Genomic DNA, 26,974 nt, shown 5'->3' with positions numbered 1-26,974 from the left:
ATGCCACACTTCAAAACTACACAACTAAAACTCCCTAATCTTCCGCTAAGGGTTGCACACCCATTGGGCGAGTTTTGTTTTGTCCAAAATTTTCATTCCACGCAGAATCCTAACTTTTCTTTATTGCAAGTAAGTTTTATTCCAAAGGATTCTACAAAAAACACCAAAAAATTTTTCCTAGAAATCAAAACGCGCCCCAAATCCAAAGATAAACTGCAAGAGACTATCGTTCGCTTTGACAAAAACTCGCGCATTTCTCCTGTGGAAATTCTCAAAAACGCTTTAAAGATTCTAATGGATTTTCAAGATTCCATTCTCACGCACAACCTCAATAGCAAAGGAATCGCGCTAGAACACAAACTTCCTTTCATTAAAAGCATTGAAGATTTTTTGGATTTTGAAAATCTATTAAACTTACAAAAACCAAAGCTAAAGTTAGAATTTCCCCAGAATCCCATGAGTAGTGATTCCAAAGATTTTCCACAAATTTGGCTAGAAATTGGCTTTGGGAGCGGACGACATTTACTGCATAATGCCAAAAATCACCCAGAGATTCTACACATTGGCTTAGAGATTCATTTCCCCTCACTAGAGCAAGTCGCGCGACAAATTGGGCTTCATAACCTCCAAAACATCTTGATTCTTAGCTATGATGCGCGGATTTTCTTAGAGCTTTTACCCTCCAATGTTTTGGATAAAATCTTCGTGCATTTCCCTGTCCCTTGGGATAAACAACCCAATCGCAGAATCCTAAGCGAAGCCTTTTTACAGCAAAGCGCACGCACTCTTAAACCACAAGGACATCTACAATTACGCACAGATAGCTTAGAATATTTCAACTACGCCAAAACTCTAGCGCAAAACTTCACAACAGAGTTTACCACACATTCTCAAATCAACGCTGATGAGGCAATCACAAGCAAATACGAAGCAAGGTGGAAAAGAGAAAACAAAACCCTTTACAATCTTGAATTTTTTGCCTTGCGTCATTCTAATGAGCGCAAACTAGATTTTGCATTTGACTTTTTGGATTCTCATTCCCAACCTCTTTATCTTTACCCTAAAAATTTCCAAAAAACAAAAATCGTGCAAGATAATTATTTCTTGCATTTGGAGGATTTATTACTTGAAGATTCTGCGTATTTTTCGCCCTATCAAACTGCGCAAAATAAATCAAACAAGCCTCGCATTCAAGAATCCTTTAGGGATTCTAACACCCCGCATTCTTCTTGTTTGTTAAAATGCTCCTTCGGTGATTTTAATTATCCACAAACCCGCTATGTGCTGCAAACAGATTCTATGGAGTATTTTAGAGAAACTCCACTGCCAACTTATCTGAATCATCAAGCGCATCTTCGCTTATTAGAATTAATCCAAAATAACTTTAAAATCAGCAAGGAATCGTAAATGGACGCAATCGTTCAAGCACAAAACATCAATCTGGGTTACAAAAACGAAATCATTATTAAAAATTCAAGCTTTAGCATTTATCCTAAAGATTTCGTCTTCATTAGCGGTCCAAGCGGAAGCGGCAAAAGCACTCTAATGCGTTCTATTTATGGGGATTTACCCTTAAAGAGCGGTTCTTTGGAAGTTTGCGGGGTAGAAATGTTTAAGGCAAACAAAAAAAACATTGAGATTCTACGCCGACATTTGGGGATTATTTTTCAAGACTACAAACTCATCAAAGATTTTAATGTAGAAAAAAATGTAATGCTTCCGATGATTATCGGCGGATTTACTAAGGAATCCTGCCAAGCACAAACCGATAGACTTCTTGCGCATATCAAACTTTCTCACAAAGGAAGCAAATATCCGCTAGAACTTAGCGGTGGAGAGCAACAACGCGTGGCAATGGCGCGCGCACTCTCGCATAATCCGCTTTTGATTCTCGCCGATGAGCCGACAGGAAACCTAGATGATTATTCCTCTGAAGTGATTTGGAATCTCCTTAGGGGTGTGAATGTGCAACTTGGAATCACGGTGGTGGTTGTAACCCACAGAATCCCAGAAACTCTAGGGGTGAATTATCGTCATTTTCATATTGAAGAAGGGGTTATTTATGAACTCTCTTAAAAACCACTTAAGCTTAATTATACCGCTCATTGCTTTGCTTTTCGCACTAGAGAGTATTTTGTTAGTTACTCGCACTCTAAGTGATTATGAAAGCAAATTAGGCAAAAACTATGCCATCATTCTTGCAAGCACCAAAGAGCTAGACTTAGAGCATTTGCGCAACAAAATTAGCGAAGCGCAAGACTTAAGCCCGATTGATTCCAAAATCATCTTGGAGAGATTAAGCAAAAATGTTAGCCAAGCCAATATTGTATTGCTCAAAAAATCACTTCCGAGATTCTATTCTTTATCACTTAGCACTTATCCAAGCAGTGCGCGTTTGGAAATAATCCACAAAAGCCTAAAAGAAATAGAGGGAATCCTACGCATTGAAACTTTCACCAAAAGCCATAGTCAAATCTACCAGCTTCTTTTAATTATCAATGGTAGCATAATGATTTTTTCAAGCTTTATCGCGCTAATTAGTTTGCTTTTGATGTTTAAACAAATTGAAATTTGGAAATTCCAACATTTAGAGAGAATGGAGATTATGACTTTGCTTGGTGCACCGCTTTGGATGCGTTCTCAAATCCTTTTCCGTCTTGCTTGTATAGATACGATTCTAGCGACTTTGATTGTCGCGGGTGGTTTATTTTATGTTTTTCAAGACCCCACTTTGTTGATATTTTTTCAAGAACTCGGGTTGAATCCTGAAATTTTCTCACCGATTTTGGATTCTATTGTGTTGCTTTTAACCGGACTTGCACTCTCGCTGATTGCAGTATGGATTGTCAGCCTACAACAAAGAGATTAAGGATTCTTATGCGTATTGGGTTTTTTCTTTTCTTGTTTATCGCTCTGCTCTTTGGTGCCAATCAAGATATTAACCAAAAAATCAGCCAAAACAAAAATGCTTTAGAAAACAAAAAACTACAAGAGAAGCAAATTAACGCGAAGTTGCAAGAATTAGGTAATGCCATCAATCGCCAAAAAGAAGAAAACAAGCTACTCCAAAGCACCATTAAAGAAAACGAACAAAGTATCGCCAAAAATAAAAAGGAATACGATTCTAAGACTGCTTTAATGAAAAAACTTAGTAACAATCAAGATTCTTTATTCCAAACACGCAAACAAATTGAACTTGAAATGATGGATTTGATTATCAAAGATGTTTCCTTTGCGATTCTGCTTAATGATTTCCAACCCGAATCCATACAAGACCTAATCACAGAAGAGGCATTCAAATCCTTAAGTAGCGCGACCAAACAACACTTAAGCGCTCTAAGTAATAAACAAAGCGAAGTGATTGCCAATCTTCATCAACTTAAAACCGAAATTGACCAGCTCAAAGGGTTTTTGGAAGTTGAAAACCAAAAGAGAACCCACCTCAAAGCCCTCCAAAGTGAGCAAGAAAAGCTCCTTGCAAACTATCAAAAAGAAATGAAAAAATACAATGGCGAACTACAAAAAATCGTCAAAGAACGCGACGAAGTGCAAGGGATTCTTGTCAATCTCAACATTCTCAAAAGCCAAGAAGAAGAAAAGCGCAAAAAGCGCGAAGAATTAGCCAAAACCAAGCTAACAGAATCGCAAAAAACAGAATCCGCCCAACAAACAAATAAAACTTCAAGTAAGGATTCCGCAACCAAAGAATCGCAAACCCCAAAAACCAATGATGATTTTGATGTGCGCCAAGTGGCAAGCTCCTACCACAATATCGGCACGACAAAATATAAAGGAGCAAAGACCATCGCGCCTTTGGATAATTTCACGATTGAAAAGCGTTTTGGACCTTATTTTGACCCGGTTTATAAGATGAAAGTTTTTAACGAATCCGTAACTTTAGCTCCCAAAGGAGACGATAAGGTAAAAAGCGTTTTAGATGGCAAAGTCGTTTTTGCTAAAGACACGCCTATTCTTAAACGCGTAGTGATTATTGAACACAAAGATAATATGCACACAATCTATGCGCAACTAGATAAAATCGCGCCCACAATCAAACCCGGAAGCGCGGTAAAAAAGGGCTATACAATCGGGCGCGTGGAAAATGCTTTGAAATTTGAAGTAACGCTCAAAGACAAGCATATTGACCCGCTAGAATTAATAAACACTAAGAATCTTTAGGAATCTCAAGGATTCCACACTCAAGCCTTGATAGCCAATACAAGCAATTGATTTTTTACTTTTTTGACACATAATAAAATAAAACCGCCAAATATTTTTGCGATTCCTTGATAAATTTACACAATTTCTCGTAAATTTCTTGCAAATTTTAATTATTTACTCTTTATTTTTTTGGATAATATCCGATATACTTTCGTAAAGCATTTAATTGCGTAAAGCATTAATTGGCTTATTTTGCACAAACTATTTTGTTAGGTTGTTTGAAATACGCAATTTATTCTAAATCTAATACATAGATAATAAGGAGGTTACTATGACAATTGTAGAAAATGGAATGAATATTGCTAGCACACAGGGAAGCACTTACTCAATGCAAGGAAGCGTGAGTAGCCAAAACAGCCCAATAGTGCAAGAATCAATGACGAAACAGGAGCAAACACAAACAGAGATTGACAAATCCGGCGAAGAGCAAAAGGTTCAAGAGCAAAAACAAAAGCTCAATGAATTAGCTCAACAGCTTAATAAAGAGTTGAATCCTTTGAATACCAATGTTACTTTTGGATTCAATGAAGACATTGAAGGGCTTTTTATCACCGTTAGCGAGAAAGACACTAATCGTGTGATTCGTAAGATTCCAAGTGATGAAGCAATGCAGCTTATGGCGAAAATGAAAGAAATCGTTGGAATTATCTTTGACAAACAAGCTTAACAAAGCTTTAGGAAGGAGTTTATTATGGCATTAGGAACTTTCGCATCATTAGGTATTGGAAGTAGTGGTGTCCTCTCATGGGACATCATTGAACAAATGCAAGAACAAGAAGTCAAGAATCGTGTAGATCCTATCACGAAAAAAATTGAAACCAATATGGAAAAGCAAACCGAGCTTACTTCACTTCTAACAATGATGGGTTCGCTTAATACTAATTTTAAGAATCTATCAGATTTTAGCACTTACCAAAAGCGTTCTACTTCTGTGGAAGGCAATGGGGTAAAAGCAACTGCGGGTGAGGGTTTGGCAGTCCAAGATATTAAAATCAATGTCAAACAACTTGCACAAAATGATGTGAATCAAGTAGGTATGAAATTCGCTTCAAGAGATAGCGTTTTCAGCTCCGAAAACACTTCGCTTAATTTCTACCACAATGGCACAAATTACAGCATTGATATTAAAGCTGGTATGAGTGTCGCGGAAGTTGGGCAGGCGATTACAGATGCAACCGATGGTAATGTAATGGGAATCATTATGAAAACCGGTGGGGACAATCCTTACCAACTTATGATTCAAGGCAAAGATTCCGGTGCAGCAAACAAAATCTACTTTGGAAGCACACTTGAAAGTGCGGCAATGCCGGGCGGACATATCCAAAGCGGGACATTCAAGATTGAGGTTGGCGGTCAATCTGTGGAAATTGACTTGGCAACTGATTTGACAGGTAGCAAAATTGGAAATAACGCCGAAGATAATGCCAAAGCAATCGTAGAAGCGATTCATAACAAAATAAATAACGATGCTAGTTTATCTGATTTGAAAGACAAGCTAGATAGCGGAGAAATCACGATTGGCTTAAACTCCACAGGCAAAGGTTTAATGATTAACGATTCTAAAGGCGGAGATATTAATGTTACAATCACTGACGCCAAAGTAAAAGTAGCAGATGGTGTGAGCGAAGTTGAAACCGACTTAGGATTCGTCAAAACTCACGCGGGTTCTAATGATGGCGGACTTATCAAAGGCACTGCAGTGCAAGCTGGTCAATTAAGCGGGACACTAACAATTAATGGTGAATCCATTGACTTAAGCACGATTAATGAAAGAACAGGCGCAGACAATGCCAAAGCAATTGCTGACGCAATCAATGCAAATGCAAACTTAAAAGACAAAGTTTCTGCTGAAGTCAAAGACGGCAAACTCGTCATTAATAGCCTTGATGGCAACAGCATTAGAATCGGCGCAGAGGGAGAAGCAGCAGAGCAAAAAAGCACATTGGATAAGATTGGGCTAACTGCGGGAAGCTATACATCAAGTCAAGAGTTTTTGGATAAAATGAATATTACCAATATTCAAAATGCGCAAAATGCGCAATTTACTTATAATGGGATTGAAATAGAAAGGGATAAAAACAGCTTTGATGATGTGGTTTCAGGACTATCTTTGGAGCTTACTGCGGTAACAGAGACAAACAAAGATGTAATTGTCCGTGTCTCTCGTGATGATAAAGGAATCGCAGAAGAAATGGAAAAATTTGTAGAAAACTACAATACCATGTATAACAAGATTCAAGAGCTTATGCGATATGATGAGGATACAGGAGTTGCAGGAGTATTTAATGGCAATAATGATATTAGACAAATTCTCCGACAATTCAACTCCATCATTACTTCCAACGATGTAAATGGAGTCAATCTTGTAAAATATGGAATCTATTTCAACGATGATGGCACACTCAAGATGGACAAAGAGAAGTTTGAATCCACTTTCAAAGAAGACCCAGACGCGGCGGTATCTTTCTTTAGAAGCTCTACAAGCGTAGTAAGAGGCGAAGAAACTGAAATTGACGGAGTTTTCACTAAGCTTAGAAACACAATGGATAGCTTGATTACGGGCAGTAATTCTACTTTGAAGCTTTTGGAGACTTCACTTACTGATGAGCAAAAAACTCTTAACGAGGACAAAACTAGCACACAAGAATCTATTACTTCTCGTTATGAAAGTATGGCGGAAAGATGGTCTGCTTACGATCAAATGATTGCGAAGATTAACCAACAATCCCAAGCGGTTACTAATATGATTCAGTCTATGTATTCATCTAATTAAAAGAGGTAGAATATGAAAGGTAGTTTAGCATATAGTTCTTATCAACAAAATTCTGTTGCGGTAGAATCCCCAGCAAAGCTTGTTGAAATGCTTTATGAGGGTATTTTGCGCTTTGCTTCAATGGCGAAGCGTTGTATTGATTCTCAAGATATTGAGAAGAAAATCTATTATATTAATCGCACCACAGATATTTTTGTGGAGCTTCTTAATTCGCTTGATTATGAGAAAGGTGGGCAAGTAGCCCACTATCTCACAGGGCTTTACACTCACCAAATAAAGCTTCTCACTCAAGCGAATATGGAAAACAGCAAAGATAAAATTGACATCGTGATAAAAGTAGTCAAAGGATTACTTGAAGCATGGAAAGAGGTAAATCATGAATTGGCTTAATGAATTAAAAGTAGCATATCTTAACAAAAACGACAGCAAATTAAACGAGCTTTTGGATAATACGCCTATCCTAAAAACACGCGATGAAATGTTTGAAGCATTAGCGATTATGGAGCAAATCACCGAATATGCCAAAGCACAGAAAGAAAGATTGGGCGTAGAAATGCGCAAACTCAAGCAAACAAAGAATTTTCTTCCCAAACAAGACAATTCACAAAGGCTTAATATTTCTTTTTAATTGTATTTGTATTAAAATTTTCCTTTTATAATATAAAAGGAAATACAAATGCAATGGAAGCCTATTGATATTGAAGATAAAGAATCGCTAACTCATTTCTTTGCTTCTCACAAGATTCTTGTTTCAGACTTAACCTTTACTAATCTTTATCTTTGGCATTATGCGCGTCATATTAGTTGGGCGATTTTAAACGATTGCCTCGTGATTAAAACCCAATATCCCAACGAAAACCCATTTATTTTTTATCCAATCCACAAACAAAACGACCTAAATTGCAAAAAACAAACTCTCCTACAACTACAAGAAATTTGCAAAGCAAAGGGTTTGACATTTTCCATCCATAGTCTAAGCCGAGTAGATAAAGAAGAATTAGAATCCCTCTTGCCCGATACTTTTGACTTTATTTACCGCGAAGACCGCAGTGATTATATTTATTCCACTTCCGAGCTTATTGAATTAAAGGGAAAAAAATACCATAAGAAAAAAACCCACCTAAACCGCTTTGTAGAAAGATATGCTTTCACCTATGAAGCATTAGGAAGCGAGAATCTTAACGAATTGATTGCGACTTATCAAAGCTGGTTTGGTAAAATAAGCGACACTGCAAGTGATGGCTTGAGGAATGAATATGTAGGCATTATAGAATCCCTCAAGCAGTTTTCAAGACTTGATTTCAAAGGTGGAATCCTGCGCGTTGAAGGCAAAATCATCGCTTTTAGCTTTGGAGAGCCTTTAAACAACGATACCGCGGTGATTCACATAGAAAAAGCCGATATTGAATACCAAGGAGCTTATCAGGCAATCAATCGCGAATTTTTAGCCCACGAATGGAGTGCATATCCGTTTGTAAATCGTGAAGAAGATTTAGGGATAGAGGGTTTGCGCAAAGCCAAACAATCCTACCAACCACTTTTCTTACAAGAAAAATTTGACGCGGTGTTAAAAGCCTAAACTCTAACGATTCCATCACTGCTTTATTGCGAGAAGCCGTTAGGGTTTCACTCATTTCATCATTGTGAGATTCTGCGATAGTGGAATCGTGACAATCCAAGCAAAAGAATCCTGCTAAATACAATCCAAAAACGCAAACAAAATCAAAATAGCCAAAATTCTGCTATAATTGTATCTTTAAAGTTTTAATTACATTCTCAAGGCTTCTAAATGTTTCATATTGTCTTTAATGCAGATGAAAACTATATCAAATATAACGCAGTTTTAATCACTAGCATTATCCTACAAGCCCACAAAGCTAATAATGGTAGTGATTTACCCCCCCCCCCCGCACAATCCACGACACAAAACTTAGAAGATGAGGGCTATTGCTTCCATATTTTAAGCGATTCGCTTCAGCCCTCCACACTTACAAAGTTAGCCAATCTTGAATCCTCACTCCAAATCATCTATCCTTGCAAGATTCTCGTGCATTTCCTTGATGATAAAGACTTCAAAGATTTACCAAAGCGTGCAAATCGCACCAACTATTCAAACTTTTTTCGCATTAAACTCGCTTCTGTTTTGCCTGAAATTGATAAATGTCTGTATTTAGATGTGGATATGCTAGTAATTGGCGATTTGCGGGAGTTGTTTGCACTAGATTTAGGCGAAAATATCGCGGGGGTTGTGCTAGATTGTAGCAATCCCTACCGCCAAAAATCCTTAAAAGCACGGGATTCTACACGCGCAGATTTTACTTTTCCTTTTAGAGAAGAATATTTTAATTCTGGTTTTATGCTCATCAACCTACCTAAATGGCGCGAATTAGATATACAAGGCAAGGCTTTAGAATTTGTGCGCAACTTCACCACAAATATGGACCAAGACATTTTAAATGCAGTCATTGGCAACCAAACCCTAAAATTGCCCCCTAAATGGAATCTTTTTGTCAATCACTTCACCGCGCAAAGACTTGGGAGGCAAGATAATTTTTGTGCTGATGAGAGTAAAAACTGCCTTTTTGGCTATACTAGCAAAGAACTGCAAGAATCCTTAAAAGATATTAGAATCGTGCATTTTACTTTCTTGTGTGCAAAACCTTGGGAGAATGAATGCAAACTGCTAGATACGGCTTATTTGCCCCTTGATTATCCTTATTATAAACAATGGTGGGAAGTCGCAAAGCAAACGCCAATTTTCAAAGAAGAGTTGGAATCGCATTTGCAAACCCTCCAAAATAACGCTTTGCAAGATTATGCTAAAGCTCTCTCACACAAACTCATCGCCCATAGGAATCAGATTCAAAATCTCTCTCGCAAATCTGAAGAGTTGTTCAAATCTCATAACAAAATCCTACAAAGGCATTTTCTAGGTGCTAAACAACGCGTAGAAAATCATCTAAGCTATAAAATAGGCAAAGAGATTCAAAACAGCCAAAAAAGCATTCTTCGCATTACCCTGCCCTTAAAGCTTGGTTTGATGATTTATCATCATAAAAAAGCTTTGAAAGATTATCAAACTTTATGCGCCATAAATCCGAGCTTGAAACTCCCTCTATTGCAAGAATATCAAGATTTTGATGAGGCTGTGCATCGTAAAAATTGCGCTACTTATCAATTAGGCGAAGAGTTTTTAAAGTCTTGCAAAAAATGGTATCGTAGCGATTTTATAAAATTCTTGTTTCACTTGATGACAAAGTCGTAATGCTAGAAGCTATGATTCTTTTATCAAGCCTTTATGGAAATTAGTTTAAGCCTTTTGTTGGCTGAAATTTATCAAAAGCGCAAAGACAACCAAAAGATTCGCAACGATTAAACCGCCAAAAAAAGCCAAAGGCTGAAAAACTTGTCGCTGGATAAGAATCAAGATTCCAAGCATAAGGAATCCATAGGCAAGAAGTCGCGGTGGGTAAAAAAACATTTTCGTGCCATTTTTAATATTTTTTGGGTTAAGATTCCGCAAAAAGCTTTGTTTGGCTGGTTTTGGCATTTCTTCTTGCGAAAGGTTACTTGTGTTTTCTTGAGATTTCATTTGCGCATTATTGGTGCTATTGACCATTGGATTCTCTTTGTTTTGCGATTCCTTTGATAATCCTTGTGATAGCCCTTGCACAGCGGAATTCTGAGCGGATTCTTTTGTTTTGTTTTCCCAAAATTCTTCTTCCTCTTCTTCTGCAATCTCTTGATTGCTTTTGTAGCTTTGTGTTAAGGCTTCTAACTCTTCTTGTGTTGCGTTTTGGATTAGGTTTTGAATCTTGCGTTTTTGTGTATAAAAAACCACCAACACAATCACGCTAAAGCTAAGAATCGCAAATGCAAAATTTATGGCACATATTCCATCAAAGCCAATCCACACGCCACCACTTAATGCCAAAACAACGCAACAAAAAACCAAAATTAACTTTGGTAATTTCATCGTCTCTAATCGTCCTCGTCGTCAAAGTCTTTCGCGGACTTTTGCGCATTATATGCGTATTTCGGGTCTTTTGCGAGTTCATCAAGTTCGCACTTTTGTCGCTTGTAAGCTTTAAAAACATTTAAAATTGCTGCACACACCCCCCAAACAACGCCAAGCCAAAACAACCAACGCACACCAAAAAGTGATTCCAACCCATAACCAATTCCCACTCCCATCAATACCGCAACGACCATTGAAATCCCCAATGTCGCGTTGGAATACGCCAATACCGCGTCTTTGTATTTTGGCTCTTGTTGGGCGGATTCTTTTTGTGTGGAATCTTGATTTAGGTTAAGATTAGTATTTTGCGATTCCGAATCTCCAGCGATTCTATCAGAATCCACGCGACTTTCTCGTGCATTTTCTGTTTGGGATTCTGTGCTTTTTGCCGCAAATTCTTTTTTATTTTCCATAAGCATAAATCTCCGATAATACTTCTTTCGCCCTCTCTAGCACATTTTCAATCAGCTCTTCATTCATCGCTGTGCAGATAAATCCAGTTTCAAACTGCGAGGCTGCGAGATAAACGCCCTTGCTTAACATTCCTTGATGAAATTTCGCAAACATTTCTGTATCGCTTTTGAGTGCATCTTGAAAATTTTTGACTTGTTTTTCGTTAAAAAAGAATCCAAACATACTTCCGCGCACACAAGTTTGCAAGGGGATTCCAAACTCTGCGCAAATCTCTTTTAAGCCTTGCGTTAGTTGAATCGCTAAAGATTCCAATCTCTCATATACTTTAGAATCCTCGCGCAGTTTTCGCAGAGAAACAAGTCCCGCACTCATCGCAACAGGATTTCCGCTTAAAGTCCCCGCTTGATAAACCGCGCCTTTAGGAGAAAGCAAATCCATAATCTCCGCGCGTCCGCCAAATGCGCCCACAGGCATACCTCCGCCAATCACTTTACCAAAAGTTACCAAATCCCCGCGCACAGAATAGAATTTCTGCGAACCACACAAACTTGCTCTAAATCCGCTCATTACTTCATCTAAAATCAGCAAGATTCCGTGCTTATCACAAAGTTTTCTTAAACCCTCCAAAAACGCCGCATCACTTGGCACAAGCCCCATATTTCCAGCAATTGGTTCAATAATCACACAAGCAACACCCTTGCCCTGTTTTTGGCTAAACTCAATGCAAGATTCCACACTTGCTAAGTCATTGTATTGCGCAACTAAAGTGTGTTGGGTAAAATCCTGTGGCACTCCGGGCGAACTCGGATTCCCAAAAGTCGCTAAACCACTTCCAGCAGAAACAAGCAAAGAATCGCTATGTCCATGATAGCAACCCTCAAACTTAATAATGTCTTCTTTACCGCTAAAAGCACGAGCAAGACGAATCGCGCTCATCGTCGCTTCTGTCCCACTTGAAACAAAGCGGATTTTCTCGACTTCTTCAACAATTCCAATGACTTCTTTAGCAAGTGCAGTTTCTAAAGTCGTAGGTGCGCCAAAGCTCAAGCCTTTTCTGACAGATTCTATCACCGCTTCTTCAATTTCTTTGTCGCAATGCCCAAAAATCAAAGGTCCCCAACTCTGCACAAAATCAATGTAGCGATTCCCATCTTCATCTATCAAATATGCTCCGCGCCCACTAGAAATAAAAGGCGGAGTGCCGCCTACGCTTTTAAAGGCGCGAACAGGTGAATTGACACCACCGGGTATAACTTGCTTCGCTTCATTAAAATCATTAATGCTATTTAGATGATTTAAAGATTCCATTTTTTTCCTTTTAATAAATTACACTAAAGTTGCGCTCCATTGGATTTTAAAAACTCCAAGATTGCCTCTAGGATTCCATCTCCATGCCCTTTATCTTTAAAGATAATAAACTCTACTTCTTGCCCTTTATCTTTTAATTGCTTGGCTAAATCTCGCACTTCCATAGGGCTATAAGCCATTTTTGCAGGATTCTCCAACTCTCCTATACTTAGAATGATTGGCTTGTTTGTATGAATATTTTTGATGTCTTTTAAAATTTCGCCCTCACCCCACCACAAGGAGGGAGAAGCGCAAAAATAAGAATCAAAAGAATCAGCAGAATTTAAATAACTCCAAAGGCAAAACAAGCCCCCAAAAGAATGCCCAAAAAGGCTAATTTCTGCTGTTGGATATTGTTTTTTAAGAGGCGTTAGAATCCTTTGCTGCAAAAACACAGAAAACTCCTCTGCCCCGCCACCTTTTTGAAATCTTTGGGGATTCTTTAGGGATTCGTTGGTGAGTTTTGGCGTATAATCTAAAGTGCGGTTTTCTAAATCATACGCGACATTGCCAACATAGCCGACGCCCACAAGCATTAAAGAGCTTATCGGGAATTGCGCTAAAAGATTCAAAGCTAGAGGAAAATGCGCGTTGCCGTCCAACAAAACAAGAATCTTTTGTATGTTAGGCTTTTGGGATTCTTGATTGGATTTAGCAATCGCAGTAAAAACACGATATTTAGCATCAAAATCTTGCGTGGTGAGGACGAAATTTCGTTGCGCCACATCACTTAGGGGCGGAATCTTCAAGAAGTCTTCACTAGGCTTTGTTTGTAGGATTCCACATAAGCAACAAAAAGCAATAAAAAATCTTAACCACATTCAAAATTACCTAATTTTATGCGCGACAAATTTAGACATATTATCCAAAATCTCGCCGCCTTTGCGGAATCCCAACGCACACGCTTCATAAGCATAAAAAACATTGGGCTGATAGAGGCTTCCATTATGGCTATTTTGTGCGGTAAATGCTTGATAGATTGCAGGATAGTTTCCATAATCCCCGCTTCGCTCACTTAAGATTCTACCTTGCGCGTCCAAAATACTTACACTCTCTCCCTCACGCCCAAAAGCGTGTTTTTTGACTTGTTTTTGAGAAAGCGGTTCGTAGGAAGTTTCAAGCAACAAGGGGTGGTTTGGAAACAAATCCCACAGAATCTTTAGCATTCGTTTGCTTTGAAACATCAAAGTATAAGCAGGATTTAGGAAGATTGTGTTTTTGTTGGCAATCATTGCAGTCATCAAACGCGCCAATTCTGGCTCATCTACGGCGATACTCTCCCAAGGAATCAGCTTAAACCAAAATTCATAATTCATACCATTAAAGCTTAATCCCTCGTTTTCATCTAATACCGCCTCGTGCGCGTAGCAGAAATTTGTCTCAAACCCCGCTTCTTTGGCAATCACTTCTAGTAGCTTTGTCGTGCGCTCTTCTTCTTCACTTCCGGCAATGCTAGAAAAGAGAATCTTCCACCCCTCATAGATTGCATCAAAATGCGAAATATCATCGCCCAAAGTAATGATACGCTTGAAATTATCGCCTAATGCTTCGTAGAGATTGTTAAACTGCAAGGACTCCTTGAATCCATTTTTTTTCAGCAATGCCCATTGAATAATCGCACTCTCATAAAGCATTGTGGGCGTATCTGCGTTAAATTCTAAAAGCTTGATAGGATTCCCATCTAATCCACCTGCCAAATCAAAGCGTCCATATAAATGCCAATGCACTTCTTCTTCCCAGCTTCTTTGTATGGCTTCTACGAGATTAAAAGGGATTCCAAGCTCAAAGAACAAGTTGTTTTCTATCACATATTGCCCCGCTTCCACATACATATCATAAAGCTCGTTTGCGGCATTATAGAATCCTTGCGCTTCTTCCTCGCTAATCTCTATAATTTCATGGCTTACATAAGGCGTATTATCAATATCTGTATGCCAACTCAAGCCCAATGCGTCCAAATCTTCGTTTTTAAGCGGTTGTGCGTCTAAAATCTGCATTTTAACCACCATAGCTTGAAGTAGAAGTTGAACGCGTAGTGCTAGAGCGATTCTGCGTAGAGCTTGTGTTGTTTGGTGTGTAGAATCCGCTGCGTCCTGTTGTGCTAGTTTTTGCGCCACTTGCATTTTGTTTAAAGGAATTTTGGGAGCGTTCGTAAGCTTGTGGAGATTTGTAGCTTGTGCGTTGTTGGGCTTGATAATTTTGATTGTTGAAGAGTTTGCTTCCAATCCAGCTTCCTAAAATCGCCCCCGCAGCACTTGCTAAAATCGTCTCGCCAAGTGATAATCCCGCGCCTGTTGGGTTGGTGAGTTGCGAAGTTCCCGCTTCAATTTTGGCATTTTCTTCTGCGATGATTTGGTCAATCTCTGCTTGGGTTAAGATTCGCTCATTTCCATCTTCGCGCAAAATAACGCGTGTTTGCACACTTGGCACTTCATCAAGGATTTTGTAGCTTCCATCGGGTTGCTTTTCAATCGTAACGGTCGCACCTTTTTTTGTTGCTTCAGAGATTCCGCTATTTGCAGAATCCTGCCCACTATTACCACAACCTACAATCAACAATACCGCAGCAAGTCCTAATCCGCTTTTACTAAATGTGCCAACGATTTTTGGGTCAGAAATTTTTTTCAAATATTTTTTCATTCAAAACTCCTAAAAAATTTGGCAAATTATAGCAAAATTCAAAGAATCCTAAAGTAAATGCGCAACAAATTTCACCCACACTATGCAAATCTATACTAAAGAATCTCGCTTTTGAAGGATTCTATTGTAAAGTCTCTGAACATATTAAAGCGTGGATTGCCACGAGTTTTTGCGAAACTCTCGCAATGACGAGATGGTAGAATTGCGGATTACCCGCCGTCATTGCGAGATTCTATGCTAGTAGAATCATGGTAATCTATAATACCGCATACCAAAAAGTGTTACAATGGAATCCTTTGTGCAAATTCCATATTATGATAATGATTTTCATTTATATTTAAGATTTTGTATTGTAAGATTCAATCTCATTTTAATCTCACTTGAAATTAAATTTCAAAATTCAAAGAAGGAGTTGTGAATGAAAAAAACAAGTTTAAGTCTAGCTGCACTTCTCGCACTCACTGCAAATGCAAATGCACAGAGTTTAGAAGAGGCGATTAGGGGAGTAGAAGTCAATGGATTTTTGCGTTATGAATACGAAGATAATCGTTTCAAAAATCAAGGATTTGACAAAAATGGCGAAAAAAGCGGCGATGTAGAGCATACTTGGCATGCAGAAGCAGAGTTTAGCACACCCGTGCAAGATTATGTTTCCTTAAATCTCGGAATCTACTATGAAGTTGGGCAAAATACCAACCATGGAAAAGGCATAGAAGATGATAATGGAGATATTATTCCTTTCTTGGGTTATGGGCTTGGCTCGGGCAAAGACGGGAGTTTTGGGGTTAGCACTTTTAATGCGCTGATTACGCCAGATTCTACAAGCACAAATGTTACACTCGGCAAAATGCGCTTAGATACTCCCTTTAATGATAATGGCGAAGATAGAGGCACAGGGATTTTAGCAGTCAATAGTGATATTCCTTACCTAACACTTGTTGCGGGAGCATTTGATTCTTGGGCATTAGATGATATTAAAGATGAGCCGGTTGAAGAAACAAGCATCACAAAGCCTCTTTATCTCCTTGCAGGTTTGGCAAGTTTTGAGACAGATTATGGAAATGTAGAGGGGCAACTTTGGTGGTTTCACATTGATGATATTGTAGATTCTGCATTCTTTGGGGAGCTTGGATTCTTCCATGAGATTTTCCATATCAATGGACAATACGCTTATTCACAAGGCAACAGTTCAGGAATAGCAAACCTCGCAGTTGCGCTCACCGGCGACCCTACTCTCTATGGTAGATACCAAACCAAAAGCGACTTTTTAAGTCTTGAAGTAGGAGCGGATTTGGAAAGCTTAGAGATTCCTTTAAGCCTTAATCTAGGATATATTGGCAACACGCAAGACAATTTCGCAGTTTCTCTTGATGATGAGGGAGCATTGCAGCTTGCAGGGGCTGTGTGGTTTGATAATGTTGATGCCACAGGCGTGAGTTTCTCTACTATCTTAGGTGCAACTAATGGAAATATCGAAAAAGATTTAGATGTATTCTATGCAAGTCTTGCTTACAATGTGCTAGATAATTTTAGCATTGGGATTGATTATATCAATGGTAAAAACAAAGTCAAAGATATTACCGCAAGGACAACAACAGATATTGACTTTTATGAAATCACCCCAAATATTACTTGGGAATACAGCAAAAACCTAGAAATTGGCGCATATTACGCGTTTTTAAGAACCGAGAGAAGTGGTCATTATACCACACCAGAAACAGATTCTGAAGATAGAAACCAATTCAAAGTAGAAATTGTTTATTCTTTCTAAAAGAAATCCGCGCAGGTTTAAGTTTTGTAATGGTTTAAGGCTTAAAAGCCACCATTACAAAATTAATTTTGCGCTTTTAATCTTTTAATTTTGCATTTTTCAAGGAAATCTCTATGGAATCCATTATTTTAGGCTGTATATTTTTTGTCGCCTTGTTTTACTTTGGCTACAAACTCTATCCCAAAAAACACTGCGATTGTGGCTGCGGTGGTTCTAAAAAGAGCTGTTGTAAGAATCCCAAACAATAATCATTGCAAGAAATCAACAAACCAAAACAAAATATTTTTGCCAAAAATTTATTGTAGAATACTATTTTGGATTTTAAAACTTCAAAACCTTAGATTTTAGGAAAAATATGAAAAAACACTCCTTTGGAATCCTGCTTTGTGCGACTTGCGATTCTGCCTTTGTCATCGGCTCATTAATGGCAAATATCAAACAAAAATGTGGCGAAAAAGTGGATATTTTTTATCTAATCCACGATGGATTTAAGACGAGCGACAAAGAAGCTTTGCGTAAAATCGCTGGGGAAAGCATTGTGAGATTTGAAACTTTTACCAAAGAGGATTTTTTAGCCAAGCTTAATGCGTTTGCCAAAAAACCCATTAAATTAAACAATCATCGCTTTTTGGGGCGTTGGACGCATATGGTTTATGCGTGTTTTGAAGGTTTTAGATTCTTAGATGAGTGCAAATGTATCGTGTATTTGGATTTTGATATTTTGCTACTTCAAGAAATCGTGCATTTAAAGAAACTAAGGCAACAAGGATTCGTATTAGGCGCAAGAAGAGGCAAAACAAGCCTTGCAAATTCTTGCCTCGCCTATCAAGGAAGATTCCAAAACACTAGCGTATTTCAAACGCCTATTATCGTCTATAACGATACTTTGGAAAATCCCAAAGAATGCTACGACTTCATCTATCAAGTGAGTGCGCAAAATCCGCTTAATATTAATGATCAAGGCACATTTTCGCTACTTGTTTTTGAAAAAAATCTAAAAATCAAAGACTTGGGAAATCGCTATGTTGGCAGTGTGCTATGGCGCAAAAATCACAATCCGATTCTAATCCACGCCTATGGTCCCAAGAATCGCTTTTGGAATAATCGGCTTTGCAATCAAATCTGGAATGAATGGAATGCGTATTATCAAGCGTGGTTGGAATCTGGTGGAAGCCCTAATACAAAGGGATTTGTCGCTAATACAACTTATGGATATGAGAGAATTCGCTATCATCTTGCTTATAAACTTGGCTATTGCATTATCGCAAATTATCAAAGTTTGCTTGGTTGTTTGAAACTTCCTTTTTTATTAGCTTTGATTGCATTGCGACACAAAAAAGAAGCGCGATTCTACCAAAAAATCATCAAGCTCCACCCCCACCTGAAACTACCACCTTTGGAATCTTATGAGGATTATCAAAGTGCTTTATTAGAGAAGCAAACCTTTTCTTATTGCTTAGGGGAAGCCTTGATTGAGGCTTGTAAGACATTTTACAAAGGCGGAATTTTAAAGTTTTTTGCTACGGCTAAAAATCTGCGAAAAGAAGCCTACGACAGAATGCTCTCGCGGCATTAAATGTTGCATCGTGGGATTCTTAGTTGTGCTTTGGAAGCAATGGTTGCCCTCGCAATGGACAAACTTAAGATTTCTAAGCCTCGCGTTTATTGTCTTTGCTTTTAGTGTTATTGTTAGATTCTATTATCCTTGGATTTTAAGCTCCTATCCGCAATATTTCTATCAAAACACGCCTTTATTAAACACGCACGATAGTTATTTTTATGCGCAGGGCGCGAAATATTTATTAGCAATGCTTCAAGAATCTTGGCAAAGCTCTAAAACCGCGACAATAGCAGAAAATCTCGCTTTGATGAATCCTCCAAAATCCGCTGATGAGATTCTTTCGCTTTTGAGTGCGTTTTTGGCTTTTTGTCTGCCTTTAAGCTTGGAGCAAATCTTCTTTTATTTGCCCGGATTCTTTGGCAGTTTGATTGTGTTTCCCATCATGGCAATCACTAGAAATTTTGGTGCGATTCCTTGCGCTTTTAGCGGTATCTTGAGTGCGATAAGCGTGAGTTATTATAACCGCACATTGTTTGGTTACTATGATACTGATATGCTTGTGTTGGTTTTGGGAATTGGGATAGGCGCGATGATTTTGCGCATTTGGGACTTTCTTTGCCGCCCTATTTTAGATTCCAAATACGCGCGTAATTATGCGATATTGTTTGCTTTGTGCGCATTTTCTCTTGGCTTTTATGCGAATTTGCGGTATATTTTGTTTGGCTATATTTTGATTTTATCTCTCTTTTTCTTCAATGCTTTGCGCTTTTTTAACAAAGAATCCCAAACGATTTTATTTCTCTCGCAGATTCTTTTAGGGTTGAATCTTATTTTGATTTTAGGGATTCTTTATCCTAAACTTCATTGGATTTGGGCTATTTTTGGATTCTTTTTGGGGTTTGTCGTGAGATATTTGCCTAAATTTTTTTATTCTAAGCCTTTGTTTTGCTTTTATTATGTGGCAAATTTTGGGGGTTTATTGTGGCTTTTGTTGCCACTTTTATTGAAAAACAATTATTTAAATCCTTTTTTTCTTAAGTTTTTTCAGGATTCTTTAGAATCTTCAGAGGATACGCAAAGTTTTCATTATCTTAGCGTTTTGGATTCTATTGCCGAAGTCTCTAAGCTTGGCTTTATGGAATTTGCTTATCGTGTAAGTGGCGGGATAGAATGGTTTGCTTTAGTAGTTTTAGGCTTTATTTGGCTGGTTTTTAAAGACAAAAGATTCTTGATTTTCTTGCCTTTTGGGATTCTGGGTGGTTTTTCTTTGGTGCTTGGGTTGCGTTTTAGCTTTTATGCTGTGCCAATTTCTGCAATCAGTCTTGGATTCTTGCTTTTTAAAGCTTTTGGGATTCTTGAAAGCTTACACCATAGAATCCTTAAATTTGCCTTGATTGTTGGATTTGTTTGCTTGAGCGTTCTGCCTCATTTGCAACATATCAAATCCTATGTTGTCGCGCCGATTTTAGAAAAAAGCGAGGCGGAGATATTGGAATCTCTGCCAAAGCATTTTTCAACTCCCAACGATTTCGCACTTGCTTGGTGGGATTATGGTTATATGATTGGCTATTTTAGCAATCTAAAGACCTTTATTGATGGCGGGAAACATTCAGGGAGACAAAACTATCCCATTAGCTTAGCCCTTAGTAGCACCGATGAGATTCTAAGCTACAATATCGCCAAAACGCTTTCAAACGGCGAATCCTTAGAATCGCTTTTTGCTACACAAGGAATCCGACCCACGCTAGAGATTCTGCAATCTAAGCCCAAACACACGCCCACACAAAATGCACTTTTTATTATTTTGCCTTTGAAAATGCTAGAGATTTTTCCAAATATTATGCGTTTTTCATCTATCAACTTAGATAATGGAGAGATTCCAAAAAATGGCTTTTTTGCTCTCTCTATCCAAAGCGTAGGCGAAAAAATCCGATTCCACAATGGAATCTCGCTAGATTTGACAAGCGGGGAAGTTGTTGCACAAGATTTTCACACACAGATTCAAAAAAGCATTGATTTAAAAAACAAAACCACGCGAATTTTTTATGAAAAAAGTGGGCTTGTGGCGGTGTTGTTGCCTAATGGTAAAACTCTGCTTTGTGCGCAAAGTTATCTGGAGAGCTTCTATTTCAAAGGGTTGTTGGAGCAATTGGATTCTAAACTCTTCCAAAAAGTGCTAAAAAATGACAAAATTATAATTTACAAACTTTTATAAAAGGAATGTTATGGAGCTTACGCATTTAGACGAACGACAGAATCCCAAAATGGTAGATGTTTCACAAAAAGATTCCACCCAAAGAGTTGCTAGAGCTAGAGGTAAAATCTCAATGAGTGCGGAGGCTTTTTGTGCAATCAAAGAACAAAGGGTTAAAAAAGGCGCGGTGTTACAAACTGCGATTATCGCTGCAATTATGGGAGCAAAACGCACTTCCGAGCTGATTCCTATGTGCCACCCACTTTTTTTAACCAATGTCCAATGCGAGATTCACGAGATAGAGGACGAAAACGCATTCGTGCTAGAAGTGTGTGCGAAAGTTTGCGGACAAACAGGTGTAGAAATGGAAGCCTTAATGGGCGTAAATATCGGGCTTCTAACGATTTATGATATGGTCAAAGCAATTGATAAGACAATGGTTTTGGGCGAAATTTATTTGATAGAAAAAAGCGGAGGGAAAAGCGGACATTTCGTGCGCTAAAAATCACGCTTAGTGATTATAGAATTTGGTTATTGCGTCATTGTGAGAAGTTTCACTTGTGAAATTACGAGCTATCTAGTCGTCCTTGCGAGAAGTTGCTAAATGCAACTTTGTGGCAATAGCCTAAAAGCAAAACAATAGAATCCTTAAAGCTATGTTCAATCACGCAAATAATCCTAGTCAAAGGCTAATGCAAACAAACAGGCAATAAGGAAGGTTTCCTTTTCTTGTATGTGAGTTTTGTATTAGCCTTTGGCTTTGCCTCACCAGTCGCCATTGCGAGAAAACCGCAGGTTTTTGTGGCAATCCATAATACCGAACTTAAGAGAATACAATGGAATCCCTAAAGCGAGATTCTAGGCAGTAGATTGCTTCATTGCACTTCGTGCGTCTCGCAATAACGAATGGTTGTTTGGGAGTGGATTTACAAGCGTAGGTAAATTACTAACACAATGTGTGCCACATCATTCATTTCGCTCATTCCTCGCAATGAGATTAGGAGCAACTCATTCGTCCTTGCAAGAATAAATTTGCGCAGTTTTGTAACATTTAAACAATGAAATCTTACAGAAAGTTTGAAATCATAAGAACTTTAAGCCTTATTAAACTATGATTCTAAATCATAATTTATTTTGGAGGCAGATATGAAAAAGAACATTGTGTTTTTTGAAGCAGTTGGCGGTAGTGATAAGGGTGCAGATGGACATAGAAAAGACACTATGCCAATGGTAAATGCGCTTAAGGCAAAGGGTTGGAATGCGGAAGTTGTGCAACTCACTGATGAAGTATTGCGTGATTCCGCCAAGCGCGAAGAAGTCTATAAAAAAGTGCGCGACACTGCCGATGGCTATGTTTCACGCGTAAATCCCGGAAATTTGAAAGAAGAAAAACTCTATTTTGATGTTTTGCGCAGACTTTGCGAAGATGGGCTTGTAGGTATGCCTCACCCTGATGCAATGGTAGGTTATGGCGCAAAAGACGCATTGACTAAACTCGCAGACACAGACCTTGTGCCTGATGATACTTATGCGTATTATGATATTGCAACTTTTAAAAGCACTTTCCCAAAATCCCTTGCAAAAGGTGAGCGTGTATTAAAACAAAATCGCGGCTCAACAGGTGAAGGGATTTGGCGCGTGAGATTGGCAGATGCAAATCAATACAATTCATGCGATTCCTTGCCATTAGATACTAAAATCATCTGCACTGAAGCAAAAGACAATCACAGCGAAGAAAGAAAATTAGGCGAGTTTATGGATTTCTGCGAACAATACATTATCGGAGATAATGGAATGCTCGTAGATATGACTTTCTTGCCTCGCATTAAAGAAGGAGAGATTAGAATCCTAATGCTTTACAAAACTCCTGTTTATGTGGTGCATAAAAAACCTGCAGAAGGTGGCGATGCGTTTAGTGCGACTCTCTTTAGCGGCGCGAAATATCGCTACGATGAGCCAAAAGATTGGCAAACTTTGGTGGATTGGTTCTTAGCGCAACTTCCACAAATCAAAAGCAAATTGGGCAACTACGACTTGCCGCTTATTTGGACTGCGGACTTCATCTTAGATACTGATGAGAAAGGTACTGACCGCTATATTTTAGGTGAAATCAACTGCTCATGCGTTGGATTCACAAGCCCAGAAGAATTTATGGCAAAAATCGCTGTAATGGTGGGCGATAATATCGTAGATATTGTAAGCGAGAAAAAAGCTTAATCGCCTTAAATTAGGGAGACTTGGATTCTCCCTAATGCCTTGCAAAGCTTCAAATAAAGCGTTTTGGCTACTTTTATTTCCCCACTCTCTCATTCCATAAGCTTAATTTTATTTAATTTTATTACAATGCTTCCAAAAATCGCGTAAGGATTCCGATGTTTGCAGGAATAGAATCCCAACTTTATAGCCTCGTGTTAATTAGCGTTACGATTTTGGCATTGTTAAATCCTTTTGGCAATCTTCCACAATTTATTTCTATGACTGATGGTTTAGATACTCCACTACGCCAAAGCCTCTTTCGCAATATTCTCTATGTTGCTTTTGTAATTGTGATTTTGTTTTTGCTCACAGGTCCTTTTATTATGAAATATTTATTCAAAATAGACTTAAACCATTTAAGAATCGCGGGTGGATTAATTCTCGCACTTGTAAGCGTTAAAGGCTTGTTATTTACCACACATAGACACCAAACACATAAAGAAAACAACCTAAGCAAAAGCGAATTGCTAAACCAAAGCGTAATCCCTATGGCTTTCCCTATGCTTGTAGGTCCCGGAACTCTCTCCACGGTGATTATCCTCTCCGAAGAACATGGCAATATCCTAACGATTCTCGCCGTGATTCTTGCCTTTATCACAATGCTTGTCATTTTTCACTTTGCCGCAAGTATTGAACGCGTATTAGGAAAACTCGCATTGCATGTGTTTTCGCGCATTGCGGTGGTATTTATTATGGCTGTGGGCGTGAAGATGATTATCATCGGCTTAAAAGCTATATTCTAAGGCACATTATGGAATCTTATGAATTATTCTCCGCGCTTTTTGACGCACTCAATGCCCAAAATGCGCAAGAAAAATGCGTCAAAACTCAAGCAATTTGGAACAACTTTCCCAATCTAAAATTAGAACACACAAGTGAGATTCTACCTTTAGGAATGCCTACATTTGCGCATTTTTGCCCTATCGTCCCAAAGCATAAAGTCCCGCAAGGCAAATACCTCAAAAGCGATTTAAATGTCGCACATTTATTGCATTCTATCGCGCATATTGAATTTTCTGCGATTGATTTGGCTTTAGATTGCGCCTATCGTTTTAGAGGATTGCCTTTGCGCTATTATCGCGATTGGGTGGAAGTCGCAAACGAAGAAGTTAAGCACTTTTTGGCTTTGATTAAACTTTTGGAATCTTTGGGATTTTGTTATGGGGATTTTGGGGTGCATACTTTGCTTTTTGATACAATGAAAAACTGCGATATTTTGCTAGATAGAATCGCTTTAATCCCGCGAGGAATGGAGGCTGTCGGGCTAGATGTCAATCCGTTTTTGTGTGCTAAAGTGCAAAAAAGCAATCATTCTATCAAGCAGGAGCTTTTGGGTGTTTTAGAGATGATTTTACAAGAAGAAATTTCCCATGTTTCTAAGGGCAATGTATGGTTTCATTTTATTTGTGAGCAAAACCAAATAGCACCGCAAAATCGTGCTTTAGAATACTTTAAAATCCTTAAAAAACATCACTTTTCTTTCCCCAAAGCCAACGCGCAATTTAACGCAAAAGCAAGACTTCAAGCTGGATTTAGTCAAGAAGAAATTAAAATGCTAGAAGATGAAATTTTCGCCTCACAGAATCCGAAATAATGGCATTTTAAATATTCAAATGCAAATCTATTTTGATGAAGCAAAAATACAGAATCCTACTTTTAGATTGCTATTTAAAGGCTATTCAATATAATGTGCGCCGATTGAAAAATCCCGATTTAACGCGGATTCTATGATGTTTTTGGCGGTTAAAAGTCGCAAACGCAAAAGCCTACCCACTCCACTTTGAAGCATTACTTCCACTCCACCTAAAGCCTCATTTAATCCTGATTTTTTGCGGATAATCCCTACCTTATGCCACATTAGATGACGCAAAATCGCCTTAAGATTCTCATCTTGTTCTTTTTGTAGAACTTGCGAATGTAATGGAAATTCGCGCAGTTTGGAATCCAAAACTTCTCCCTGCCCTATCCCATAGCTTCCTAAAATCTCTTTCGCGCTACGCCTTGAAAATACCAAGCCTTCAAGTAAAGAATTAGAAGCCAAGCGGTTTGCCCCATGCACACCCGTGCAAGCGCATTCTCCCATCGCATAGAGATTCTGCATACCGACAACCCTGCCCACGCCATCTGTTTCGATTCCGCCCATACAATAATGAAATGCGGGAGAAATTGGGATTCTATCTTTTGGCAATTCATATCCAAGCATACTTAAATTTCTCGCGATATTAGGGAATCTCTCATAAAAAAACTCTTTAGAAAAAGAATTTAAATCCAAATAAACTTCTTTTTGCTCCTGTGGCGCATTGGGATTCCTTTCTTCTAGTTTGAGTTTATAATCAAAAATGCTTCGCGCAACCTTATCACGCGCAGCTAACTCACCTGCAGAATCGTAATCAAACAAAAAGCGATTCCCCCAAAAATCCACCACCTTAGCCCCCTCGCCTCTTAAAGCCTCACTTAAAAGCATTTTACGCGCGTGTGGATTCTTGACAAACACCGTGGGGTGGAATTGCAACATTTCCATATCTTTTAGCTTCAAGCCGTTTTCCAAAATCATTCCGTGCAATTCACTAGAAATCGTATAGGCATTCGTATGGTATTCAAAAAGCGCACCCACCCCGCCACTTGCAAGAATAATATGCTTCGCATAGAGGTTGTAGTTTCCTCTTTTGGTTAAAACGCTCACGCCATAGCAATGATTGCCCTCAATGAGCAACTCTGTAACCGTGGCGTTTTTCCACAGAGTATGCGAAACTTGCGCAATCAAATGCGAATGCAATGCTCTCCCTGTGCAATCTCCTCCTGCGTGAATAATGCGCGAAGTGCTGTGTGCGGCTTCTTTGGTAAATAACAAATTCCCTTGCTCGTCTCTATCAAAAGGAGTTTGGCGACAAATCAAATCTTCCAAGACTTCTAAACTCTCTTTGCTTAAAGTTTTTACCGCATTTTCATCGCACATTCCCGCCCCAGCTTCAAGAGTATCTTGAACATGCAGAGGAATATCATTCACATCTTTTGCGACTGCGATTCCACCTTGCGCGTAGAAAGTATTGCATTCCCATGGTTGGTCTTTGCAAAGAATCAAAACTTTTAAGTTTTTGGGCAGATTCAAAGAAGCATATAATCCCGCAACTCCAGCCCCTACAATAATCACATCAAAATGAAACATTTTCAAATCCTTTGGAAGTTTTCTCCTTAAACGCTAGTTTTTGCGTAGAATCCTCTTGCAGATTTTTCTCTGCACTTTTGGGATTAAAAGGATCGTCTTTGAATCCACAACCCACACTCAAAAACCCCAAACAAAAAATCTGTGCTATAATTAAAAAATGAAAAAGAGTTCGGAAATCTTGTCGCATATTTTTAATGCTCCTTGTTATCAAAAATACGATGAAATCAACCAAGTGCGCCACTTCATTCGTCTGCTTCCACTAAGTATTAAAAACGGAATCGCCTTTGGTTATATCCAAAATGATATTTTGTTTTTTGCCTTAAAGCACCCTGCTTTTAAACTTGAATTTTATCATAAAATCGCTCTAGTAAAACAACTCTTAAAAACTTACCAAAAAGAAACTTCAAGCCTCCAAAACTTAAAAGATATTAAGTATTTTGTAACCTACAATGCCTACCAAAAAGAAAGGGAATCCCTGCAAGAGAGAGAATCCTTACAATCCTATGGTGAGCTTGCTCGTGGGGATTTCATCAATGAAACAAAAGATGAGAAAATTCATCAGATTTTTGAAAATATCCGCGAGATTATTTTAAAAAACCAAGAAAATTAGAAG

General features: G+C 38.5%; 27 protein-coding genes. 19 read left to right on the top strand and 8 right to left on the bottom strand.

Annotated elements, in window-relative coordinates; translation table 11 throughout:
* The 10 genes from trmB (at nt 1) to LS69_RS03935 (ending at nt 10,259) form a co-directional block, all read left to right on the top strand.
* A complete protein-coding gene (trmB, locus tag LS69_RS03980; protein WP_138122371.1) occupies nt 1-1,407 on the top strand; it encodes a tRNA (guanosine(46)-N7)-methyltransferase TrmB in 1,407 nt (468 codons plus the stop codon).
* Nucleotides 1,408-2,076: an ABC transporter ATP-binding protein gene (locus LS69_RS03975; protein WP_138122369.1), complete on the top strand. Its 669-nt coding sequence runs from the start codon at nt 1,408-1,410 to the stop codon at nt 2,074-2,076.
* Entirely contained in the window at nt 2,063-2,869 is an 807-nt protein-coding gene (locus LS69_RS03970) for an FtsX-like permease family protein (RefSeq protein WP_138122367.1), read from the top strand. The genes LS69_RS03975 and LS69_RS03970 overlap by 14 nt, the downstream gene beginning before the upstream one ends.
* Nucleotides 2,870-2,877: 8 nt before the next feature.
* The gene (locus LS69_RS03965) at nt 2,878-4,179 is read left to right on the top strand and encodes a peptidoglycan DD-metalloendopeptidase family protein (RefSeq protein WP_138122365.1); all 1,302 of its coding nucleotides are present in this window, start codon (nt 2,878-2,880) and stop codon (nt 4,177-4,179) included.
* A 313-nt stretch (nt 4,180-4,492) separates the two neighbouring features.
* The gene (locus LS69_RS03960; RefSeq protein ID WP_138122363.1) at nt 4,493-4,888 is read left to right on the top strand and encodes a FlaG family protein; all 396 of its coding nucleotides are present in this window, start codon (nt 4,493-4,495) and stop codon (nt 4,886-4,888) included.
* 24 nt (nt 4,889-4,912) lie between these two features.
* Nucleotides 4,913-6,994 (top strand): flagellar filament capping protein FliD, encoded by a 2,082-nt coding sequence (fliD, locus tag LS69_RS03955; protein ID WP_138122361.1) that lies wholly within the window; start codon nt 4,913-4,915, stop codon nt 6,992-6,994.
* A 12-nt stretch (nt 6,995-7,006) separates the two neighbouring features.
* Nucleotides 7,007-7,384 (top strand): flagellar export chaperone FliS, encoded by a 378-nt coding sequence (gene fliS / locus LS69_RS03950; protein ID WP_138122359.1) that lies wholly within the window; start codon nt 7,007-7,009, stop codon nt 7,382-7,384.
* Nucleotides 7,371-7,622 carry a hypothetical protein gene (locus LS69_RS03945; protein ID WP_138122357.1) on the top strand — a complete coding sequence of 84 codons (252 nt, stop codon included), beginning with the start codon at nt 7,371-7,373 and terminating at the stop codon, nt 7,620-7,622. Before fliS ends, LS69_RS03945 begins: the two co-directional genes overlap by 14 nt.
* Nucleotides 7,623-7,670: 48 nt before the next feature.
* Entirely contained in the window at nt 7,671-8,573 is a 903-nt protein-coding gene (locus LS69_RS03940) for a phosphatidylglycerol lysyltransferase domain-containing protein (RefSeq protein ID WP_138122355.1), read from the top strand.
* A gap of 210 nt (nt 8,574-8,783) precedes the next feature.
* Nucleotides 8,784-10,259, top strand: coding sequence for a glycosyltransferase family 8 protein (locus LS69_RS03935; RefSeq protein ID WP_138122353.1), 1,476 nt, complete (start codon nt 8,784-8,786; stop codon nt 10,257-10,259).
* A 45-nt stretch (nt 10,260-10,304) separates the two neighbouring features.
* On the opposite strand, the gene LS69_RS03930 is transcribed toward LS69_RS03935, so the two are convergent.
* From LS69_RS03930 to LS69_RS03905, 6 genes are read right to left on the bottom strand one after another with little or no spacing between them, the layout of a single operon-like run.
* Complete coding sequence (locus tag LS69_RS03930; RefSeq protein WP_138122351.1) at nt 10,305-10,970, bottom strand: hypothetical protein; 666 nt, start codon at nt 10,968-10,970, stop codon at nt 10,305-10,307.
* A 5-nt stretch (nt 10,971-10,975) separates the two neighbouring features.
* A complete protein-coding gene (locus LS69_RS03925) occupies nt 10,976-11,425 on the bottom strand; it encodes an AtpZ/AtpI family protein (protein WP_138122442.1) in 450 nt (149 codons plus the stop codon).
* Nucleotides 11,415-12,734 carry a glutamate-1-semialdehyde 2,1-aminomutase gene (hemL, locus tag LS69_RS03920; protein ID WP_138122349.1) on the bottom strand — a complete coding sequence of 440 codons (1,320 nt, stop codon included), beginning with the start codon at nt 12,732-12,734 and terminating at the stop codon, nt 11,415-11,417. Before hemL ends, LS69_RS03925 begins: the two co-directional genes overlap by 11 nt.
* Before the next feature lie 23 nt (nt 12,735-12,757).
* Nucleotides 12,758-13,594 (bottom strand): alpha/beta hydrolase-fold protein, encoded by an 837-nt coding sequence (locus LS69_RS03915; protein ID WP_138122347.1) that lies wholly within the window; start codon nt 13,592-13,594, stop codon nt 12,758-12,760.
* A gap of 6 nt (nt 13,595-13,600) precedes the next feature.
* On the bottom strand, nt 13,601-14,770 hold the full coding sequence (locus LS69_RS03910; protein WP_138122440.1) for a glutathionylspermidine synthase family protein: 1,170 nt from the start codon (nt 14,768-14,770) through the stop codon (nt 13,601-13,603).
* Nucleotide 14,771: 1 nt separating this feature from the next.
* Complete coding sequence (locus LS69_RS03905) at nt 14,772-15,413, bottom strand: UPF0323 family lipoprotein (RefSeq protein WP_138122345.1); 642 nt, start codon at nt 15,411-15,413, stop codon at nt 14,772-14,774.
* Between the two features lie 418 nt (nt 15,414-15,831).
* Between LS69_RS03905 and LS69_RS03900 the strand changes: the two genes are divergently transcribed.
* From LS69_RS03900 to LS69_RS03870, 8 genes are all read left to right on the top strand, one after another.
* Nucleotides 15,832-17,184 carry a major outer membrane protein gene (locus tag LS69_RS03900; RefSeq protein WP_138122343.1) on the top strand — a complete coding sequence of 451 codons (1,353 nt, stop codon included), beginning with the start codon at nt 15,832-15,834 and terminating at the stop codon, nt 17,182-17,184.
* A gap of 113 nt (nt 17,185-17,297) precedes the next feature.
* Nucleotides 17,298-17,432, top strand: coding sequence for a hypothetical protein (locus LS69_RS11060; RefSeq protein WP_275050957.1), 135 nt, complete (start codon nt 17,298-17,300; stop codon nt 17,430-17,432).
* A 107-nt stretch (nt 17,433-17,539) separates the two neighbouring features.
* Complete coding sequence (locus tag LS69_RS03895) at nt 17,540-18,760, top strand: glycosyltransferase (RefSeq protein WP_138122341.1); 1,221 nt, start codon at nt 17,540-17,542, stop codon at nt 18,758-18,760.
* The gene (locus LS69_RS03890) at nt 18,702-20,960 is read left to right on the top strand and encodes an STT3 domain-containing protein (RefSeq protein WP_194145400.1); all 2,259 of its coding nucleotides are present in this window, start codon (nt 18,702-18,704) and stop codon (nt 20,958-20,960) included. Before LS69_RS03895 ends, LS69_RS03890 begins: the two co-directional genes overlap by 59 nt.
* A gap of 10 nt (nt 20,961-20,970) precedes the next feature.
* The gene (gene moaC, locus LS69_RS03885) at nt 20,971-21,441 is read left to right on the top strand and encodes a cyclic pyranopterin monophosphate synthase MoaC (protein WP_138122337.1); all 471 of its coding nucleotides are present in this window, start codon (nt 20,971-20,973) and stop codon (nt 21,439-21,441) included.
* A gap of 644 nt (nt 21,442-22,085) precedes the next feature.
* Nucleotides 22,086-23,156: a Cj0069 family protein gene (locus LS69_RS03880; RefSeq protein WP_138122335.1), complete on the top strand. Its 1,071-nt coding sequence runs from the start codon at nt 22,086-22,088 to the stop codon at nt 23,154-23,156.
* Nucleotides 23,157-23,311: 155 nt separating this feature from the next.
* Nucleotides 23,312-23,938, top strand: a complete 627-nt coding sequence (locus tag LS69_RS03875; protein WP_138122333.1) for a MarC family protein — start codon at nt 23,312-23,314, stop codon at nt 23,936-23,938.
* A gap of 8 nt (nt 23,939-23,946) precedes the next feature.
* Nucleotides 23,947-24,789, top strand: a complete 843-nt coding sequence (locus LS69_RS03870) for a ferritin-like domain-containing protein (protein WP_138122331.1) — start codon at nt 23,947-23,949, stop codon at nt 24,787-24,789.
* Nucleotides 24,790-24,870: 81 nt separating this feature from the next.
* Here the strand turns inward: LS69_RS03870 and LS69_RS03865 are convergent, their stop codons facing one another.
* Entirely contained in the window at nt 24,871-26,361 is a 1,491-nt protein-coding gene (locus LS69_RS03865) for an FAD-binding protein (protein WP_138122329.1), read from the bottom strand.
* Nucleotides 26,348-26,548: a hypothetical protein gene (locus LS69_RS03860; protein ID WP_138122327.1), complete on the bottom strand. Its 201-nt coding sequence runs from the start codon at nt 26,546-26,548 to the stop codon at nt 26,348-26,350. The genes LS69_RS03865 and LS69_RS03860 overlap by 14 nt, the downstream gene beginning before the upstream one ends.
* On the opposite strand from LS69_RS03860, the gene LS69_RS03855 reads away from it, so the two are divergent.
* A complete protein-coding gene (locus LS69_RS03855; protein ID WP_138122325.1) occupies nt 26,540-26,971 on the top strand; it encodes a hypothetical protein in 432 nt (143 codons plus the stop codon). The genes LS69_RS03860 and LS69_RS03855 overlap by 9 nt on opposite strands.
* Nucleotides 26,972-26,974 lie beyond the last annotated feature (3 nt).

The organism is Helicobacter sp. MIT 05-5294 (assembly GCF_000765675.1).
Taxonomy (GTDB): Bacteria; Campylobacterota; Campylobacteria; order Campylobacterales; family Helicobacteraceae; genus Helicobacter_D.
This window is presented reverse-complemented; position numbering and strand designations above follow the sequence as displayed.